The sequence below is a fragment of the Acidovorax sp. K2F genome (genome assembly GCF_025246485.1).
Lineage (GTDB): Bacteria > Pseudomonadota > Gammaproteobacteria > Burkholderiales > Burkholderiaceae_C > Acidovorax > Acidovorax delafieldii.
This window is the reverse complement of sequence record NZ_JAOBSQ010000034.1, coordinates 99,036-114,493: the sequence shown is the minus strand read 5'-3', so window position 1 is coordinate 114,493 and position 15,458 is coordinate 99,036. Positions and strand designations below refer to the sequence as shown.

Here is a 15,458-nt window from a genome sequence, read left to right as displayed (position 1 = left end):
CGGTCCCAGCGGGCGACGATGGCGCTGCGGCCCCGCCGCACTACAACGGCTGCACCGCACCCATGTCCGGCCGCTCCAGCCATTCGCGCCACTCGTCCACCAGCTGCTGGCTGGCACGCGTGGCCGCGAGCCACGCCTGGGCCCGGGCACGGCTGTCCGTGCCGTAGTGGGTGAAATCATTGCGGTCGGGCAGCTTGGCGTTGGGCAAGCGGCGCACCCAGTCCGGGTCGGGCGACAGCACCACCATGTTGTCGAGCGCGGACGTGGCCTTGTGGCGCCACTTCAGCCCCTTGTCCAGCCAGCCCGGCACCACGCGGTGCTGGAAGTGGGGGTAGAGCACGAGGCCGCCAGCACCCGCGCGCAGCGCCTCAGCCGCAGTTTTTGAGCCTTTTCCGCTGGGAGCGCTAGTGCTTATTGCCTGAGCAGCTATCAATTCAGAAGCACCGACATTCGGCAAGCCATAGGCAAGATGCAGGTGGTAGTCGGTGATGCCGCCGTCCCAGTAAGCGCCCCGCGGGGCGCCCGGGATGTTGTGCACGGCCTGCAAGACAAACGGGATCGAGCAGCTGGCCTGTAGCGCCTGCATGAAATTGTCTGCGTTCAGCCCCACCTGCCGGGTGCGGTAGTCGGTCGTGGCAAAAGGCAAGGCCGCACCCGACGAGGAAAACACCACCCGCTCCAGCCAGGCCCCCATCGCCTTGCGGTGCACGGTGTTGGTCACAAACGCCCCCAGATACCCCAGCGGCGTGCCCAGCGCATGCTCCCGCCCCAGCACATGGCGGCCCCGGGACGTGACGATATGCAGGCGGTAGCGGGGGTGGCTGAGCACTTCCTGCACCCGCCCACCGTAGAAGGCCTCCAGGTTCTGACCGAACCGCTCGCTCACATGGGCGGCCGTGGGGCGCTTTTTGCCGGGTGGCAGCTCGTAGTCCTGGTGGATGTAGTCGTGCTCCAGCCGCTCAAAAGCCGCCACCGATTGCTGCAGGCAGGCCGTGGCCATGCGCCAGGCGCCAATCGAGGCGCCCACCAGGTGCACGGGCTGATCGGAGCGCGGCAGCCACTCCCCAAAAATGAACCGGTCCATCGGCCCCAGGATCAGTCCCTTGGGACCGCCAGCCGCTGCCGGGATTACGCCCACGTCAGCGGGCCGCAGGCCCTGTTGTTCCAGGTGTTGGCGGGCGCGGGGGCCAGCATGGATGCGCAGTGCTTTCATGGCGCTGATTGTCGCAAACAGCTGCGGTGAGACGGCCCCCCATGGACATCGGCCGGTGGCTGCCTCTCCATGCCACCCCCGCTACGCTGGTGCAGGGCAACTAGACGATGAAATCCGCCGCCGCATCCGGTCGGGCGGTCCAGTCAATGGGGTCTTGCTGCAGCACCATGTCGATATCGAGCCCCAGGGCCAGCCCCACTTCGCCGGGGAAGGACACGGCCAGCTCTTTTTCGTTCAGCTCGGCCTCGCGGGCGCGGGCGCGCCAGGCGGCCAGGTGGATGACGCCCGCCAGGGGTTCGTAGACCTTGTTGTCAAACGGTGCGTGCTGGTGCTGCAGGGCGTCAATCACCACCTCGGGCAGTTGCCAGCGGCGCGCGCAGCCCGCAGTGACCTGGCCGTAGCTGTAGCCAAAGATGCGTTGCTCGATCTTGTCGCGGCGCAGGTCAAACGGGGCTACCAGGGTGTTGACCGACTGGGCCTTCTCGGGGTCCGCCAGATGGATCACCAGCTCGCCCAAGGCATGCAGCAAACCGGCGGTATAGGCCGCGATCTGGTTGTGGTGGACGATGCCAGCGAGCGACCGCGCGAGCTTGGCCGTGTTGAGGCTGTAGCGCCAGAACTGCTGCATGTTCACCCCGGGCACAGAGCGCGACGTGGTGCCCAGCGGCGCCGAAGTGACCAACGTGCGCAGCTGCGCGGTGCCCAGCAGCGCCAGCGCCTCGGGGATGCCCGCGATCTGCCCGGGCAGCTGGAAGGTGGGGGAATTGGCCAGTTCCAGCAAACGAGCCGCGAGGGCAGGATCGGTGCCAAACAGCTGGTTCAGGCGCCGCAAGCTGGGTTCGTTCTGGGCCAGCTCGCTCATCAGCAGCGCCACGGCGCGCGGAAGGCTGGGCAGTGCCACAGGTTGGGCCAGCAGTGCGTTCAACTCCATGGGGTACGGCGCCGGTGGTTGGTTCAGGTGCTGGCGATTATGGGCCCCTGCACGGCCAAAAAACCACCGGCGGCACAGCCGGCTGCGTCAGCGGCCTTTGGCCTGTTGCAACTTCGCAAATGCGGAGGCCATGGCCGACTGCTGCACAGGCTCGGGCCCACGGCGCTGGGGTTGCGCGTAGCCACGGCCTGCGCCCTCAAAGCGGTTGTCACGGGGTGCGCCCCGGTCGCCGCCCTGGCGCGGTGGCGCGGCATCCAGCTTCATCGACAGGCCGATGCGCTTGCGCTCCACGTCCACCTCCATGACCTTGACCTTGACGATGTCGCCGGTCTTGACCACCTCGCGCGCATCGTTCACGAACTTGTGCGCCAGCTGGCTCACATGCACCAAGCCGTCCTGGTGCACGCCCAGGTCGATGAAAGCGCCAAACTGGGCCACGTTGCTCACCGTGCCCTCCAGGATCATGCCTTCCTTGAGGTCCTTGATGTCTTCCACGCCGTCGTTGAAGCGCGCCACCTTGAAGTCGGGGCGCGGGTCGCGGCCGGGCTTCTCCAGCTCGGCCAGGATGTCCTTGACAGTGATCACGCCAAACTTCTCGTTGGCAAACAGCTCGGGCTTCAGGGTCTTGAGCATGTCGGTACGGCCCATGATCTCGGCCACCGGCTTGCCAGTCTTTTCCATGATCTGCTCGACCACCGGGTAGGTCTCGGGGTGCACGCCCGTCATGTCCAGCGGGTTGTCACCACCGCGAATGCGCAAGAAGCCCGCGCTCTGCTCAAAGGTCTTGGCACCGAGCCCGGCCACATCCATGAGCTGCTTGCGGCTCTTGAAGGCGCCGTTCGCCTCGCGCCAGCGCACCACGGCCTTGGCCACGCTGCCCGACAGGCCCGAGACGCGCGACAGCAGCGGCACGCTGGCCGTGTTCAGGTCCACGCCCACCGAGTTCACACAGTCTTCCACCACGGTGCCCAGTGTGCGCGCCAGCTCGCTCTGGTTCACGTCGTGCTGGTACTGGCCGACGCCAATGCTCTTGGGGTCGATCTTGACCAGCTCGGCCAGCGGGTCCTGCAGGCGGCGGGCGATGGAGGCCGCGCCGCGCAGGCTCACGTCCACATCGGGCATCTCTTGCGACGCATATTCGCTGGCGGAATACACCGAAGCCCCCGCCTCGCTCACCACCACCTTCTCGATGGCGCGGTCGGCCTTGGCGGCCATCTTGATGAGGTCAGCGGCCAGCTTGTCGGTCTCGCGGCTGGCTGTGCCGTTGCCAATGGCGATCAGGTTCACGCCGTGTTTTTCCACCAGCTTGGCCAGGGTGAACAGCGAGCCATCCCAGTCGCGCTTGGGCTCGTGCGGGTACACGGTGGCCGTCTCCACCAGCTTGCCCGTGGCATCCACCACGGCCACCTTCACGCCGGTACGGATGCCCGGGTCCAGCCCCATCACCACGCGCGGGCCGGCCGGTGCGGCCAGCAGCAGGTCGCGCAAGTTGTCGGCAAACACCTTGATCGCCACCTTCTCGGCCTCGTCGCGCAGGCGGGCGAACAGGTCGCGCTCGGTCGAGAGGCTGAGCTTCACGCGCCAGGTCCAGGCCACGCACTTGCGGATCAGGTCATCGGCCTTGCGGCCCTGGTGGCTCCAGCCCAGGTGCAGGGCGATCTTGCCTTCGGCGATGCTGGGCTTGCCGGGTTCGGGCTCCACCGGCAATACCAGCTTGGCTTCCAGAATTTCGAGTCCGCGCCCGCGAAACACAGCCAGCGCGCGGTGCGAGGGCACGCGGCCGATGGGTTCGTCGTAGTCGAAGTAGTCGCGGAACTTGGAGACCTCGGGGTCGTTCTCGTTCTTGCTGTCCACCTTCTTGCTGCGCAGCAGGCCTTCGGCCCACAGCCACTCGCGCAGGTTCTGCACCAGCGCCGGGTCTTCGGCCCAGCGCTCGCTGAGGATGTCGCGCACACCATCCAGCACAGCGGGCACGGTAGAGAAATCGGCACCGGGCTTGCCGTCATCCAGCACTTCGGGTGGCTTGGTGAACGCCGCAGCTTCGACGGCCGGGTCCAGTGTGGGGTCGGCAAACAGCTTGTCGGCCAGCGGTTCGATGCCGAACTCGCGGGCGATCTGGCCCTTGGTGCGGCGCTTTTGCTTGAACGGCAGGTAGATGTCTTCCAGCTCCTGCTTGGTCGGGGCGGCCGCAATGGCGGCACGCAGTGCATCAGTGAGCTTGCCCTGCTCGTCAATCGCCTTGAGCACGGCCACGCGGCGGTCTTCCAGCTCGCGCAGATAGGACAGGCGCGCCTCCAGCTCGCGCAGCTGAATGTCGTCCAGCCCGCCCGTCACTTCCTTGCGATAGCGCGCAATGAAGGGCACCGTGGCACCGCCATCCAGCAGCTCCACCGCTGCGCGCACCTGTTGTTCACTGACTTTGATTTCTGCGGCCAACTGCCGAACGATCTGCTGCATGGGTGGGGCGGACTCTCTGAGACTCGGTCAAACAAAAATGCGAAGCGCGCGAGTTTGCCACAGGCGGTTTGGCAGCTCTCAGACCGCTCGGCGGATTGTTCCCAATACTGGAACAGTTAGTTTGCGACTGAGTGGTTTTTCCCTGAACACCATCGGCGTACAGTTCAACCCATCGATGAGCCGAACCCGAAAGGCGACTCACCGAACCCGGTTCAGGAATGGTTTTTGACCCGGCTTTTTTGAGACGCTTTTTAAGTTTTTTTAAGGATTTTCATCATGAACAAGACCGCCCGTTTCCTCTCCGTCGCCGCTGTTGCCGCTTTCGCCGCTTTTGTTGCCCATGCCGATGAAGCCGATGGCTCGCAATTTGCCCTGAAGTTCGACACCAACCGCACCCGCGCTGAAGTGCAAGCCGAAGCTGTAGTGGAAGCCAAGACCCACAACATGGAACCCGCAGGCTCGCGTGTGGTGACCTACAAGTCCACCGCTGACCGCGCTGCCGTGCGCGCACAGGCTGCCGAAGCCGTGCGCACCGGCCAGATCCCTTCGGGCGAATTCAGCGCCATGTAATTTGGCAGACCAACTGCTGAGATTGGTTTGAAGCAGTTGCGGGACTTCCCAGGGTTGTGGCACTTCGCGCGGTGCGGGTGCTGCTGCCATGGGAAGTGTTAACTGAACCGCAGGGGCGGGCAGGCAAAAAGGGCTCCTTTAGGGAGCCCTTTTTGTTGTTGGGCCGCATGGACTTGCGGGTGGCCACACGCTCGGCACGGTCAGCCCTTCATAGAATGAAGGACTGTTCGCACGCCGCTTCATGTCCCTCCCGCCTTTCCCCATCCGTACCGAATGCCCCCCTGGCACCTGCGTGTGCGACCGGGAGGCGTTGATGCAAGCACCGGGGGGGGATCTGCGCATCCTGAGGCTCACGCGCAGCGAAGAAAAGAAGATGCTGGAGCGCCTGGAGAACCTGGGCAGTCTTGCCGACCTGCGCAGGATGCAGGAGCGCATGGAGCAGCAACTGGGCATCCGCCTGTCCATCACCCAAAGCCCGAACGAGGTGCGCAGCCTGCGGGGCATTGCGATCCTGGTGCACGAACAGCCGGGCCTGTGCCGCAAGACACGGCAGGCCATCCCGGCTGCCATCAAGAAAAGCATGGACACCCACCCCCAGATCACGTTTGACCTGCTGGACGAGAGCGGGCTGTTTGGCGGCGTGTAACGCAACCTGCCCCGCCGTACCGCACCAAACCGCCCCACCGCAGCGCATGCAAGACGATCTTTTTGGCGACACGCTGCCCAAGCCCCCGTCGGCAGACATGCCGGCCAACGGGCCATCGGCACCATCACCCAAGCAAGGCGCTGAGTCGACGGCACGGCGTACCCGGTCCAGCACAGTCGCTCCGATCGTTCCCGACGATGCGCTGACGGCCCTCGCCGCCGCCCTGCCCCGCCAGTTGCGCCTGGGCACTTCGTCATGGACCTACCCCGGCTGGACAGGCCTGATGTGGGAGGGCGAGCATTCCGAAACGCAGCTGTCCAAACAGGGGCTGGCCGTGTACGCCCAGCACCCGCTGATGCGCACGGTGAGCATCGACCGCAGCTTCTACCGGCCGCTCACGGTGAGCCAGTACGAGCGCTATGCGTCGCAGGTGCCCGACGACTTCCGGTTTGTGGTCAAGGCGCCCAGCGTGGTGACGGATGCACTGGTACGCAGCGAAGACGGACGCGGCCGCCAGCCCAACCCGGCGTTCCTCAGCCCCGAGCTGGCCCGCAGCGAATGTGTGGAGCCGGCGCTCCAGGGCCTGGGCCACAAGCTGGGCGCGCTGGTATTCCAGCTCAGCCCCCTGCCGCTGGCGCAGCTCGATCGCATGCCCGCCTTGCTGGATCGCCTGCGTGCCATGCTGCTGGCCTTGCCCCCGCTGGCACCACTGGCGCCCGATGGGGTGATTGCCCTGGAGGTGCGCGACCCCGAGTGGCTGACGCCCGACTTTGCGGCCGTGCTGCGTGAAGCGGGCGCCACCTATTGCCTGGGGCTGCATGCCAAGATGCCGCCGCTCCACGACCAACTGCCCATGCTGCGTGCGCTGTGGCCTGGCCCGCTGGTGTGCCGCTGGAACCTGAACCCTGTGCACGGCCCCTACGGCTATGAAGACGCCGAGCGGATGTACGAACCCTACGACCGCCTGCACCACCCGGACCTGGACACCCGGGCGGCACTGGCCGCAGTGATCTCAGGCATCACAGGCCGTGGACAGAACGCCTTCGTGACCATCAGCAACCATGCCGAAGGCTGTGCGCCGCTCACGGTGCGGGGCGTGGCGCAAGAATTCGCTCGGCTGGCGGCCAGGTAAAACCCGACCCACCCCGTTTTATTGCTCCGGCGCCTGCTCGATGCGGTTGCGGCCGCCTTGCTTGGCACGGTACATCGCGCGGTCCGCGCGGCGTACCAGCTCTTCGGCCAACTGCTCGCGCTGTGGCGCCATGGTGGCCACGCCGAAGCTCACCGTCACGATGCCCCACGGCGCACCCTCGTGCGGCAAGGCCAGCGCCTCGATGGCTTGCTGGATGTGCTGGGCCATCTCCAGGGCGACCCGGGCATCGGCGCCGGGCAGCAGCACCACAAACTCCTCGCCGCCAAAGCGCGCCACCAGGTCGCCATCGCGCCGTCCCCCGGTCTGTGCCAGCGTCAGGGCCAGGGATTTCAGGCAGGCATCGCCCGCCAGATGGCCGTAGTGGTCATTGAAGTGCTTGAACACATCCACGTCCAGCATGATCAGCGACAGCGGTCCGTGGGCCCGTTGTGCGCGAGCCCATTCATGGGCCAAGGTCTGGTCAAAATGGCGGCGGTTGGCGATACCGGTCAGGCCGTCGGTGTTGCTGAGCAGCTGCAGCTGGTTGTTGGCCTGGGCCAGTGCCTGGGTGCGCTCATCCACCAACGTCTGCAGCTCCTGGTTGCGCTGCTGCAGGCGGCTGACGGGGTACACCTCGCCGTCTCGGGCCAGTCCATACGGGATGGAGATGCTGCTGTGCGCAATCTTCCAGTCGTCACCCTCTTGCCGAAAAACGACCACAAGACGAGCGGTTTCGCTGGCAAACAGCGGGTCGGGATGGGGCAAATGAATGTGAAAAAACGCGGTCATGGCCAGCACATCGGCGCCCAGTTCCTGCGGGAACAGGTCCAGCACCTCGATGCCGATGCGCCCGGGCACCTGCGCAAAGTCGGTCTGCGTGATGTCCACCCATTCGCTGCGGGTTTTGATGAGCTTGTCGCTGCTGCCCGCAAAGCCGCTGAAGTTCTCGCTGAAGCGATCCACCAGCCGGGCATCGCGCCCGGCATACATCTCGATGTACTCGTCGAAGAGCATGCGGATGAGCCGTTGGCGATCTGGAGACATGCGACGGTTCCTCAGCGAAGACAGTGACATTCGGAAAACAGTCCAGCAAATGGCGCTCACTGCAGCGGATGCTACGGACAAATGTAACACTCGCAACCGCCATCTTGAGGCCTGCTGGCGCTGCGTCTGACAGGTCTCTATGCGCTGCCAGACGGTGATGAAGAGGTGCTGCGTCCAGACTGGGTCACTGTCCTGTCCACCCTGCAGAAGCTGGCGCCATGCTTTTGCGGTCTATGGCAGACACACCGGCGCGGCGCCAGTGCTGAGAGGTGCTCGCCCCACGCCGCGCGGTGTCGCCATCTGGCGGCGCATATGGGCCGCAAGCAACGACCGTACGTACGGGGCAAGGTCTGGACAGCATCGGGGGCCCACGGGGCGCAGTTGAATGAAGCAATCCATGCAATCGCCAGCGGCCGATTTGACTAAAAACCGTCGGGCAACCGCCGCTCGGTACCAGCACGGCAAAAGTCAGCGCTGGTCCATCACTGAACTACGAATTTTCAGAGGACACGTTGAACGCCCACCACCGTGCGCCCGCACCGCTCAGGCAGCCTGGGCAGCCTCGCGCAGGCTGTCCACCAGCGCCCGTAGCCCGGCCAGGTAGGAGTGGGGACCGAAGCCCTGCACCGTTGCCTTGACGGCGGGCGAGATGATGGAATGCGCTCGCCAGGCCTCGCGCGCGGCGATGTTGGACATGTGCACTTCGATCACCGGGAAAGGCATGGCCTTGATGGCATCGTGCAGCGGCACGCCGTGCTGTGTCAGCCCCGCAGGATTCACGAGTGCGCCCTGCGCTGCATCGATGTTCGCGTGCAGGAAGTCGATGAGCGCGCCCTCATGGTTGGACTGCACGATGTCGACCTCCACGCCCAGCTCTGCAGCGAGCTTGAGCAAACGCTCGTTGATCTGGGCCAGCGTGGTGGTGCCGTAGATATGGGGTTCGCGGCGCCCGAACAGGTTGAGGTTGGGGCCGTGGAGGATGAGAATTTTCATGGGGTGTTCAGGGTTGGGAGCGGCTGACAAAGCTCAGCGAAGCGGTTCTGGCTAGGCGCTGCGTCGCAGGCAGTGCGAATAGCACGACAAGACGCAGCAACGACGCCAGAAGAGTTTTGCCAGGCGCTCTTACTTGCGGATGCGGGCGAGTTCGTCGTTGTAGAGCTTGACGATCGCCGGGTCATAGGTGGCCGCGAACTTCTCGATCACGGGCTTGGCGATCTGCTGCATGCGGGCCAGCTCGGCGGGCGTGATCTCGTTGTAGGCCATGCCTTTGGCCTGCAGGTCACCCACCGAACGCTGCGCTGCAGCGCGGCTCACCTGGCGCTGGTAGGCACGCGACTCGTTGGCAGCGTCGTGCATCATCTTCTGCTCAGCGGGGGTGAGCTGGTCCCAGAACTTCTTGCTCACCAGCACGATGTTGGCGGCGTACACGTGGTTGGTGGCGCTCACGTACTTCTGCACCTCGAACATCTTGTTCGACAGGATCACGGCATAGGGGTTCTCCTGGCCGTCCACGGCCTTGGCTTCCAGCGCGCCGTACAGCTCGGCAAACGGCATGGGCACGGGGTTGGCCTTGAAGGCCTTGAAGGTCTCCAGGAACACTGGGTTGGGAATCACGCGCAGCTTCAGGCCGTCGAAATCATCAGCCTTGGTGATAGGGCGCCTGCTGTTGGTCACGTTGCGAAAACCGAGGTCCCAGTAGCCCAGGGCCACCAGGCCCTTCTCGGGCAATCGGGCGATCAGCGCCTGGCCCAGCGGGCCGTCGAGCAGCGCATCGGCCTGCGCAAAATTGGCCACAGAAAAGGGAAAGTCCACCAACCCGAATTCCTTGACGATGCCGACCAGCGAGGTGGTCGCCGGGGCCGACATCTGCTGCACACCGCCCTGCAACGCCGACTGCTGCTGCATCTCGTTGCCCAGCTGCGAGGCGGGGAACTCCATCACCTTCATCTTGCCGCCGCTCTTGGCCGCCAGCAGCTCGCCAAAACGCTTGACGCCAAAGCTCACGGGATGGTCGGCATTGTTCAGGTGTCCGAAGCGGATCACGCGCTCCTGCTGCGCGGCGGCGGGCAGCGCCATCAAGAAGGACAGGCCAGCGGCCGCCAGAAGGCAAGCAGTTTTTTTCACAGGGACTTCTCCAACAAAAAGAGACCAGCAATGTGCACACCAGGCCCGGAGTGCATCGGGAACTGCATCGTATGAATAAAGTGGAAACTGTTTCCACAGTAGAAACCCTTTAACAATATTTGATACATTGCGCCCGGAGAACCAGCGCCTGGGTATCCTGGAAAAACCGGTTCACGATCACGAAGAGCCCCCGCCATGAGCAGCATCCTTGAACGCAGTTTCAAAGTCCTGGAGCATCTTGCACCGCACCCGGAAGGAAAGGCCCTGTCGAGCTTGGCCTCCGAACTGGACATGCCACTGAGCGCCACGCACCGCCTGTTGGCCGAGTTGATCCGTTGCGGCTACGTGCGGCAGGACCAGAGCCAGGGCAACTACATGCTCACCATCAAGCTGGTGTCGCTGGGCCTGGGCTATCTGAGCGCCACGGGCGTGGTGGACATTGCCCAGCCCCTGCTGGACCGGCTGGCCGCCGAATCAGGCGAGCTGGTGCGTCTGGCGGTGGTGGATGGCGACGCGCTGACCTTTGTGGCCAAGGCGCAAGGGGCCGTGCGCGGCCTGCGCTACGACCCGGACATGGGCCTGTCGGTCAACCTGTCGTGCAGCTCGGCTGGCCATGCCTGGCTGTCCACGATGAGCGATGAAGAGGCCCTGGCCCTGGTGGCGCGCCAGGGCTTTGGCAAGCCCGAGGACTACGGCCCCAACGCCCCCACCACCGTGAAGGCCCTGCTGGCCTACCTGCGCACCGCACGGCAGCAGGGCTTCAGCACCATCGTCGAGGTGTTTGCTCCGGCCATGACGGCCATGGCCGCACCCATCCGGCAAGGCAACGGCCCGGTGATCGGGGTGGTGACCATTGCGGGCCCGCTGGTGCGCCTGACGCCCGAGCGCATGCAGGCCCTGGGCCCTGCCCTGCTGAACACCACGCACGAGCTGGCCATGGCCAGCGCGGGGTCGCCCCTGCTCAAAAAGCGCGGCTGAACCCCTTCAGCCCCTGGGTGCAAACAGCGCCAGGGTCTCGTGCGCAAACGCGCCCTCGATGTCCAGCATGCGCATCTTGGTGGTGGCGCCGCCACCGGCCGAAAAACCGCCGGTCTTGCCGTTCGCCGCCAGGATACGGTGGCACGGCACCACAGGCGCAAACGGGTTGTGGCCCAACGCCTGACCCACGGCACGCGCAGCACCCGGCTCGCCCAATGCGGCAGCCATCTCGCCATAGGTCATGGTTTTGCCGGGTGGAATGCGGCGGGCCAGTTCGTACACGCGGGCGTGGAAGGGAGGCACGGCGTCGAGCGCCAAGGGCACATCACGCAGGTCGTCCTGCGCACCTTCAAGCAGGGCCACCACGCGTGCTGCCCAAGCTGCCACATTGGGTGGCATCGCAGCGTCGGCGAGCTGCAGAAACCGGCGCTGCATGCGGGCACGCGTTGCCACCTCGCCCGCGTCTTCCGGCAACTGCACCCCCACCAGCAGCGCCCCCCGCCATGCAATGCCGCAGTGGCCGATGGCCGTGGGGAACAGCGCATAGCCGCCTGTGGGGCGGTGCGCCGTGTCGTTGGCGTGCAGCTCTGCGGCCATTTGCTACCTTTTGAATAGCATTCAGGGCATGTAAATCAAGCGCCTCTGGCTCAATCAGCCCTCAGCGCTGCCCGCAACTGTGCACCCAGCTCGGGCTTGGCGGCAAACGGGTCGGTGGGGTTGCGGCCCATCATCACGTCTTCCATGCGCGTCTGCACCGAGGCCAGGGCCTTGGGGTGGCTGTAGATGTAGAACTGGCCCTGGGCAGCAGCGTCGAAGACCTTTTGCGCGACCTCGGCCGCCGTCACCTTGCCACTGCCCACGGCCTTGTCGCTCATCGCCTGGCCGATGAGCTGGCTCTTGGTGGGCTTTTCGGCAGGCAGGTCGCCGGGGCGGTTGCGGTGGCTCTGGTTGATGCCGGTGGGCACAAAGAACGGGCACAACACGCTGGCGCCGATCTGGTCAGTGACCAGCGACAAATCCTGATACAGCGTTTCCGACAGGCTGACCACTGCGTGCTTGCTCACGTTGTAGATGCCCATGTTGGGCGCCGCCAGCAGGCCCGCCATGCTGGCGGTGTTGATGATGTGGCCGCGCCAAGTGGGGTCGGCCTTGGCCGCCGCCAGCATCATGGGGGTGAACAGGCGCACGCCGTGCACCACACCCCACAGGTTCACGCCCAGCACCCACTCCCAGTCCTTGACCGAGTTTTCCCACACCAGGCCGCCCGCGCCCACGCCTGCGTTGTTGAACACCAGGTGCGGTGCGCCAAAGCGCTGCTGCACGTCGGCGGCGAGTTGCTCCATCTGGGCGGCGTTCGACACGTCCACCTTGCGCGCCAGCACCTGGGCGCCTGCGGCCTGCATCTCGGCCGCTGCAGCGTCGAGCGCGTCCTGCTGCACATCGACCAGCACCAGGTTCATGCCCAGGCGGGCGCCAATGCGCGCGCATTCCAGGCCAAAGCCCGAGCCTGCGCCGGTGAGGACGGCGGTTTTGCCGGCAAAGTTGTCGATCATGTTTTGTGTCTCCTAGGGGTTGTCGATGGATGATGGGGTGCAGTCGTGAAACACGGGAGGGCGCTGATGCCGACACACGGCTTCGGCCAACGCCGCCCGAACACGCAGAGCGCATCGGGCGCAATGCGATCAAAAAGGCGGGTGTTTTTCAGGACGCCGACGTCACCGGCCGCAGCACGTAGCCGATGCGGGGGAAGTGAACGTGCACCGTGCCCGCCCGCGGGTCGGTACGGCGCAGCGTGTAGCGGGTGCGGGTGGCGGCAATCAGCTCACCTTCCGTGGGCTCTGTGCCAAAGCTCTCGGCGGCAATCGTGACCTGGGTACCCAGCGGGATGCCGTGCTCGTCCTGGAACACGTCGTCGGTCAGCGGCAGCGGCTCCATGCCCGCGGCCACGGTGATGGCGTCGGCGGCGCTGAACTTCTCCATGCGACCATGGCCCAGTGCGGCGATGCGGTCCATCCACTCCAGCACGGCGGGTGTGGCGGCAAAGATGTCGGCCATCACGGGCACACACTGGCGCGTGAACCACAGCGGGTGGTAGGCCGCAAAGTCGGCCAGGCAAGGCTCGGCGCCGAACAGAAAGTCGTGTTCCTCGGCCATGTGCGCAATACGCCGCAGGTAAGAGCGGTAGGCGGCCGTGGCATCGGCCGGTCGCAGGCGCTGCATGCCCGCGCTCATCTCGCGGCGGTCTTCGCCAAACACTTGCGCGGCCGCCGGCGGCAGGTTGGCAAACAACACGGCGGCGCCCTTGGGCTGCAGGTTGTAGGCCATGGCAGCCCAGAACAGCGTGGTGTCGGCCCACTGCGCAAACACGCGCGACACGCCTTTCAGATGCGGCGGATACAGCACGGGCTCGGGATGCTCATGCTCCAGCACATCGCAGATCAGGGCCGAGTCGCAATAGATATCGGCGCCGATCTGCAAGAACGGCGTCTTGCGATACCCGCCGGTCAGCGCCACCACGTCGGGCTTGGGCATGACGCTGGGGATGATGACGGACTTCCAGGCCAGCTGCTTGAAGCCGAGCACCGCACGGATCTTTTCGGAAAACGGGGACGAGGGGTAGTGGTGCAGGATGAGGTGGGACATGGGTTTCTCCGCAAAATTCTGTGGAATGGCTCAGGCCGGAAGTGCGCGGTCCAAGATGGCGTCAAGGTTTACACCCGCGCCCAGCGTGCCAAAGCTGTAGCCCCAGTCACCAGAGAGGCGCGAGTCGCAAAACGCTCGGAACACTGCGCCGGGCGCACTGCGCAACAACAGGGCCGCCTGCACTGCCAACGCCACATCCTGGGCGAGTCGCCGGGCCTCGGCCTCGGTGGTCATGGCGTCTACACGCAGGGGCAGTGCGCCGGCCAGACGGTCCAGCGCCGGGTGAGCGCCGCGTGCGGGTGCCAGTTCGGCGTCCAGCGCGGCAGCGGTGTCGGCGCGGCGCACGGCGCGCATCAAATCCAGCGCCATGATGTTGCCCGCGCCTTCCCAGATGGAGTTGAGCGGCATTTCGCGGTAGATGCGAGCCATCACGCCTTCGCCGCCCTCTTCCACATAGCCGTTGCCGCCCAGGCATTCCATGGCCTCCTGCGCAAACACGCTGCCGCGCTTGCACACCCAGAACTTGGCCACGGGTGTGAGCAGGCGGGCCATCACGGCTTCGTGCTCGCTAGTGGCCTTCTTGTCGAAGGCGCTGGCCAGGCGGATTGACAGCGCGGTGGCGGCTTCGCTCTCCAGCGCCAAATCGGCCAGCACATTGCGCATCAGTGGCTGTTCAATCAGCTTCTTGCCAAAGGCCGAGCGCTGGCGCGTGTGGTGCAGCGCAATGCTGAGCGCCTGCCGCATAAGCCCGCTGGTGCCCAGCGCGCAGTCCAGCCGCGTCATGGTGCCCATCTCCAGGATCTGCGCCACACCCCGGCCCTCTTCGCCCACGCGCCAGGCCATCGCGCCGATAAACTCGACCTCGGAGCTGGCATTGGCGTGGTTGCCCAGCTTGTCTTTCAGGCGCTGGATGCGAATGGTGTTGACCGCCCCTTCGCCACCATCAGGCAACACACGCGGCAGGAAGAAGCAGGTGAGCCCGCCGGGCGCCTGCGCCAGGATCAGGAACGCATCGCACATGGGCGCCGAGAAAAACCATTTGTGGCCCGTGATGCGATAGCGCGCACCCCAGGCATCGTCGCCGTCGTGGACAGCCTGTGTGGTGTTGGCACGCACGTCCGATCCGCCCTGCTTCTCGGTCATACCCATGCCCATGGTGAGCGCGGATTTCTGCGAGAACAGCGCCAGGCGCGGGTCGTACTGCGTGCTCGCCAAACCCTTGCTCCAGTCCGCCCATACCGCTGAATTGCCTCGCAGTGCCGGGGTCACGGCGTAGCTCATCGACACGGGGCACAGCACCGAGGGCTCGGCCTCGGTGAACAGCATGAAGCCCGCCGCGCGCTCCACATGCGCGTGGCCCGTGTCCTGGCGCGACCAGGGCGTGGCATGCAGGCCGTGGCGCAGCGCGGCGCCCATCAAAGCGTGGTAGCTGGGGTGGAACTCCACCACATCCGTGCGGTGGCCAAAGCGGTCATGTGTGCGCAGCTGGGGCTTGTGGGTGTTGGCCAGGCGCGCGTGGGTCAGCATCTCGGCCGAGCCCATCTCGGCACCCAGCGCCGTGAGGCCCGCCACACCCAGTCCGGGCGCATGCAGGCGCAACGCATCCTGCAGCGGCAGGTTGGTGGTGAACAGGTTCACATCCGCCCATGGCGTGCTCTGGTTGAAGACGTCATGGGTACGCGCCAGGGTGGCGGTGGGCAGGGTCATGTCGGCTCCTTCA

Annotated in this window: 14 protein-coding genes; 4 read left to right on the top strand and 10 right to left on the bottom strand. The window is 65.6% G+C overall.

The window, feature by feature from the left end:
- Positions 1 to 40 precede the first annotated feature (40 nt).
- The 3 genes from N4G42_RS12345 to N4G42_RS12335 form a co-directional block, all read right to left on the bottom strand.
- Positions 41 to 1,213 (bottom strand): patatin-like phospholipase family protein, encoded by a 1,173-nt coding sequence (locus tag N4G42_RS12345; RefSeq protein WP_260667364.1) that lies wholly within the window; start codon positions 1,211 to 1,213, stop codon positions 41 to 43.
- Between the two features lie 100 nt (positions 1,214 to 1,313).
- The gene (locus N4G42_RS12340) at positions 1,314 to 2,144 is read right to left on the bottom strand and encodes an HDOD domain-containing protein (protein WP_056063447.1); all 831 of its coding nucleotides are present in this window, start codon (positions 2,142 to 2,144) and stop codon (positions 1,314 to 1,316) included.
- Positions 2,145 to 2,231: 87 nt separating this feature from the next.
- Positions 2,232 to 4,601: a Tex family protein gene (locus N4G42_RS12335; RefSeq protein ID WP_260667363.1), complete on the bottom strand. Its 2,370-nt coding sequence runs from the start codon at positions 4,599 to 4,601 to the stop codon at positions 2,232 to 2,234.
- Positions 4,602 to 4,877: 276 nt separating this feature from the next.
- On the opposite strand from N4G42_RS12335, the gene N4G42_RS12330 reads away from it, so the two are divergent.
- From N4G42_RS12330 to N4G42_RS12320, 3 genes are all read left to right on the top strand, one after another.
- Positions 4,878 to 5,171 carry a DUF4148 domain-containing protein gene (locus N4G42_RS12330; RefSeq protein ID WP_260667362.1) on the top strand — a complete coding sequence of 98 codons (294 nt, stop codon included), beginning with the start codon at positions 4,878 to 4,880 and terminating at the stop codon, positions 5,169 to 5,171.
- Positions 5,172 to 5,412: 241 nt separating this feature from the next.
- The gene (locus N4G42_RS12325; protein WP_260667361.1) at positions 5,413 to 5,817 is read left to right on the top strand and encodes a hypothetical protein; all 405 of its coding nucleotides are present in this window, start codon (positions 5,413 to 5,415) and stop codon (positions 5,815 to 5,817) included.
- 46 nt (positions 5,818 to 5,863) lie between these two features.
- Complete coding sequence (locus tag N4G42_RS12320; protein WP_260667360.1) at positions 5,864 to 6,949, top strand: DUF72 domain-containing protein; 1,086 nt, start codon at positions 5,864 to 5,866, stop codon at positions 6,947 to 6,949.
- Between the two features lie 18 nt (positions 6,950 to 6,967).
- Here the strand turns inward: N4G42_RS12320 and N4G42_RS12315 are convergent, their stop codons facing one another.
- From N4G42_RS12315 to N4G42_RS12305, 3 genes are all read right to left on the bottom strand, one after another.
- Positions 6,968 to 7,993, bottom strand: a complete 1,026-nt coding sequence (locus N4G42_RS12315; RefSeq protein WP_260667359.1) for a diguanylate cyclase — start codon at positions 7,991 to 7,993, stop codon at positions 6,968 to 6,970.
- Positions 7,994 to 8,536: 543 nt separating this feature from the next.
- Positions 8,537 to 8,986, bottom strand: coding sequence for a type II 3-dehydroquinate dehydratase (locus N4G42_RS12310; protein ID WP_260667358.1), 450 nt, complete (start codon positions 8,984 to 8,986; stop codon positions 8,537 to 8,539).
- Positions 8,987 to 9,115: 129 nt separating this feature from the next.
- The gene (locus tag N4G42_RS12305; protein ID WP_260667376.1) at positions 9,116 to 10,069 is read right to left on the bottom strand and encodes a TRAP transporter substrate-binding protein; all 954 of its coding nucleotides are present in this window, start codon (positions 10,067 to 10,069) and stop codon (positions 9,116 to 9,118) included.
- Between the two features lie 243 nt (positions 10,070 to 10,312).
- On the opposite strand from N4G42_RS12305, the gene N4G42_RS12300 reads away from it, so the two are divergent.
- Positions 10,313 to 11,095 (top strand): IclR family transcriptional regulator, encoded by a 783-nt coding sequence (locus N4G42_RS12300; protein ID WP_056746246.1) that lies wholly within the window; start codon positions 10,313 to 10,315, stop codon positions 11,093 to 11,095.
- 6 nt (positions 11,096 to 11,101) lie between these two features.
- On the opposite strand, the gene N4G42_RS12295 is transcribed toward N4G42_RS12300, so the two are convergent.
- The 4 genes from N4G42_RS12295 to N4G42_RS12280 all read right to left on the bottom strand — a co-directional run bounded on the left by N4G42_RS12295 (position 11,102) and on the right by N4G42_RS12280 (position 15,445).
- Positions 11,102 to 11,692 (bottom strand): methylated-DNA--[protein]-cysteine S-methyltransferase, encoded by a 591-nt coding sequence (locus N4G42_RS12295; RefSeq protein WP_260667357.1) that lies wholly within the window; start codon positions 11,690 to 11,692, stop codon positions 11,102 to 11,104.
- Between the two features lie 50 nt (positions 11,693 to 11,742).
- The gene (locus N4G42_RS12290) at positions 11,743 to 12,648 is read right to left on the bottom strand and encodes an SDR family oxidoreductase (RefSeq protein WP_260667356.1); all 906 of its coding nucleotides are present in this window, start codon (positions 12,646 to 12,648) and stop codon (positions 11,743 to 11,745) included.
- A gap of 148 nt (positions 12,649 to 12,796) precedes the next feature.
- Positions 12,797 to 13,738 (bottom strand): glutathione S-transferase family protein, encoded by a 942-nt coding sequence (locus N4G42_RS12285; RefSeq protein WP_116750021.1) that lies wholly within the window; start codon positions 13,736 to 13,738, stop codon positions 12,797 to 12,799.
- A gap of 30 nt (positions 13,739 to 13,768) precedes the next feature.
- Positions 13,769 to 15,445, bottom strand: a complete 1,677-nt coding sequence (locus N4G42_RS12280; protein ID WP_260667355.1) for an isovaleryl-CoA dehydrogenase — start codon at positions 15,443 to 15,445, stop codon at positions 13,769 to 13,771.
- Positions 15,446 to 15,458: the final 13 nt, after the last annotated feature.

Excerpts from the sequence above, each read along its gene's own strand:
- N4G42_RS12345 (WP_260667364.1), bottom strand. The coding sequence starts at position 1,213 with ATGAAAGCACTGCGCATCCATGCTGGCCCCCGCGCCCGCCAACACCTG.
- N4G42_RS12340 (WP_056063447.1), bottom strand. The coding sequence starts at position 2,144 with ATGGAGTTGAACGCACTGCTGGCCCAACCTGTGGCACTGCCCAGCCTT.
- N4G42_RS12335 (WP_260667363.1), bottom strand. The coding sequence starts at position 4,601 with ATGCAGCAGATCGTTCGGCAGTTGGCCGCAGAAATCAAAGTCAGTGAA.
- N4G42_RS12330 (WP_260667362.1), top strand. The coding sequence starts at position 4,878 with ATGAACAAGACCGCCCGTTTCCTCTCCGTCGCCGCTGTTGCCGCTTTC.
- N4G42_RS12325 (WP_260667361.1), top strand. The coding sequence starts at position 5,413 with ATGTCCCTCCCGCCTTTCCCCATCCGTACCGAATGCCCCCCTGGCACC.
- N4G42_RS12320 (WP_260667360.1), top strand. The coding sequence starts at position 5,864 with ATGCAAGACGATCTTTTTGGCGACACGCTGCCCAAGCCCCCGTCGGCA.
- N4G42_RS12315 (WP_260667359.1), bottom strand. The coding sequence starts at position 7,993 with ATGTCTCCAGATCGCCAACGGCTCATCCGCATGCTCTTCGACGAGTAC.
- N4G42_RS12310 (WP_260667358.1), bottom strand. The coding sequence starts at position 8,986 with ATGAAAATTCTCATCCTCCACGGCCCCAACCTCAACCTGTTCGGGCGC.
- N4G42_RS12305 (WP_260667376.1), bottom strand. The coding sequence starts at position 10,069 with ATGGCGCTGCCCGCCGCCGCGCAGCAGGAGCGCGTGATCCGCTTCGGA.
- N4G42_RS12300 (WP_056746246.1), top strand. The coding sequence starts at position 10,313 with ATGAGCAGCATCCTTGAACGCAGTTTCAAAGTCCTGGAGCATCTTGCA.
- N4G42_RS12295 (WP_260667357.1), bottom strand. The coding sequence starts at position 11,692 with ATGGCCGCAGAGCTGCACGCCAACGACACGGCGCACCGCCCCACAGGC.
- N4G42_RS12290 (WP_260667356.1), bottom strand. The coding sequence starts at position 12,648 with ATGATCGACAACTTTGCCGGCAAAACCGCCGTCCTCACCGGCGCAGGC.
- N4G42_RS12285 (WP_116750021.1), bottom strand. The coding sequence starts at position 13,738 with ATGTCCCACCTCATCCTGCACCACTACCCCTCGTCCCCGTTTTCCGAA.
- N4G42_RS12280 (WP_260667355.1), bottom strand. The coding sequence starts at position 15,445 with ATGACCCTGCCCACCGCCACCCTGGCGCGTACCCATGACGTCTTCAAC.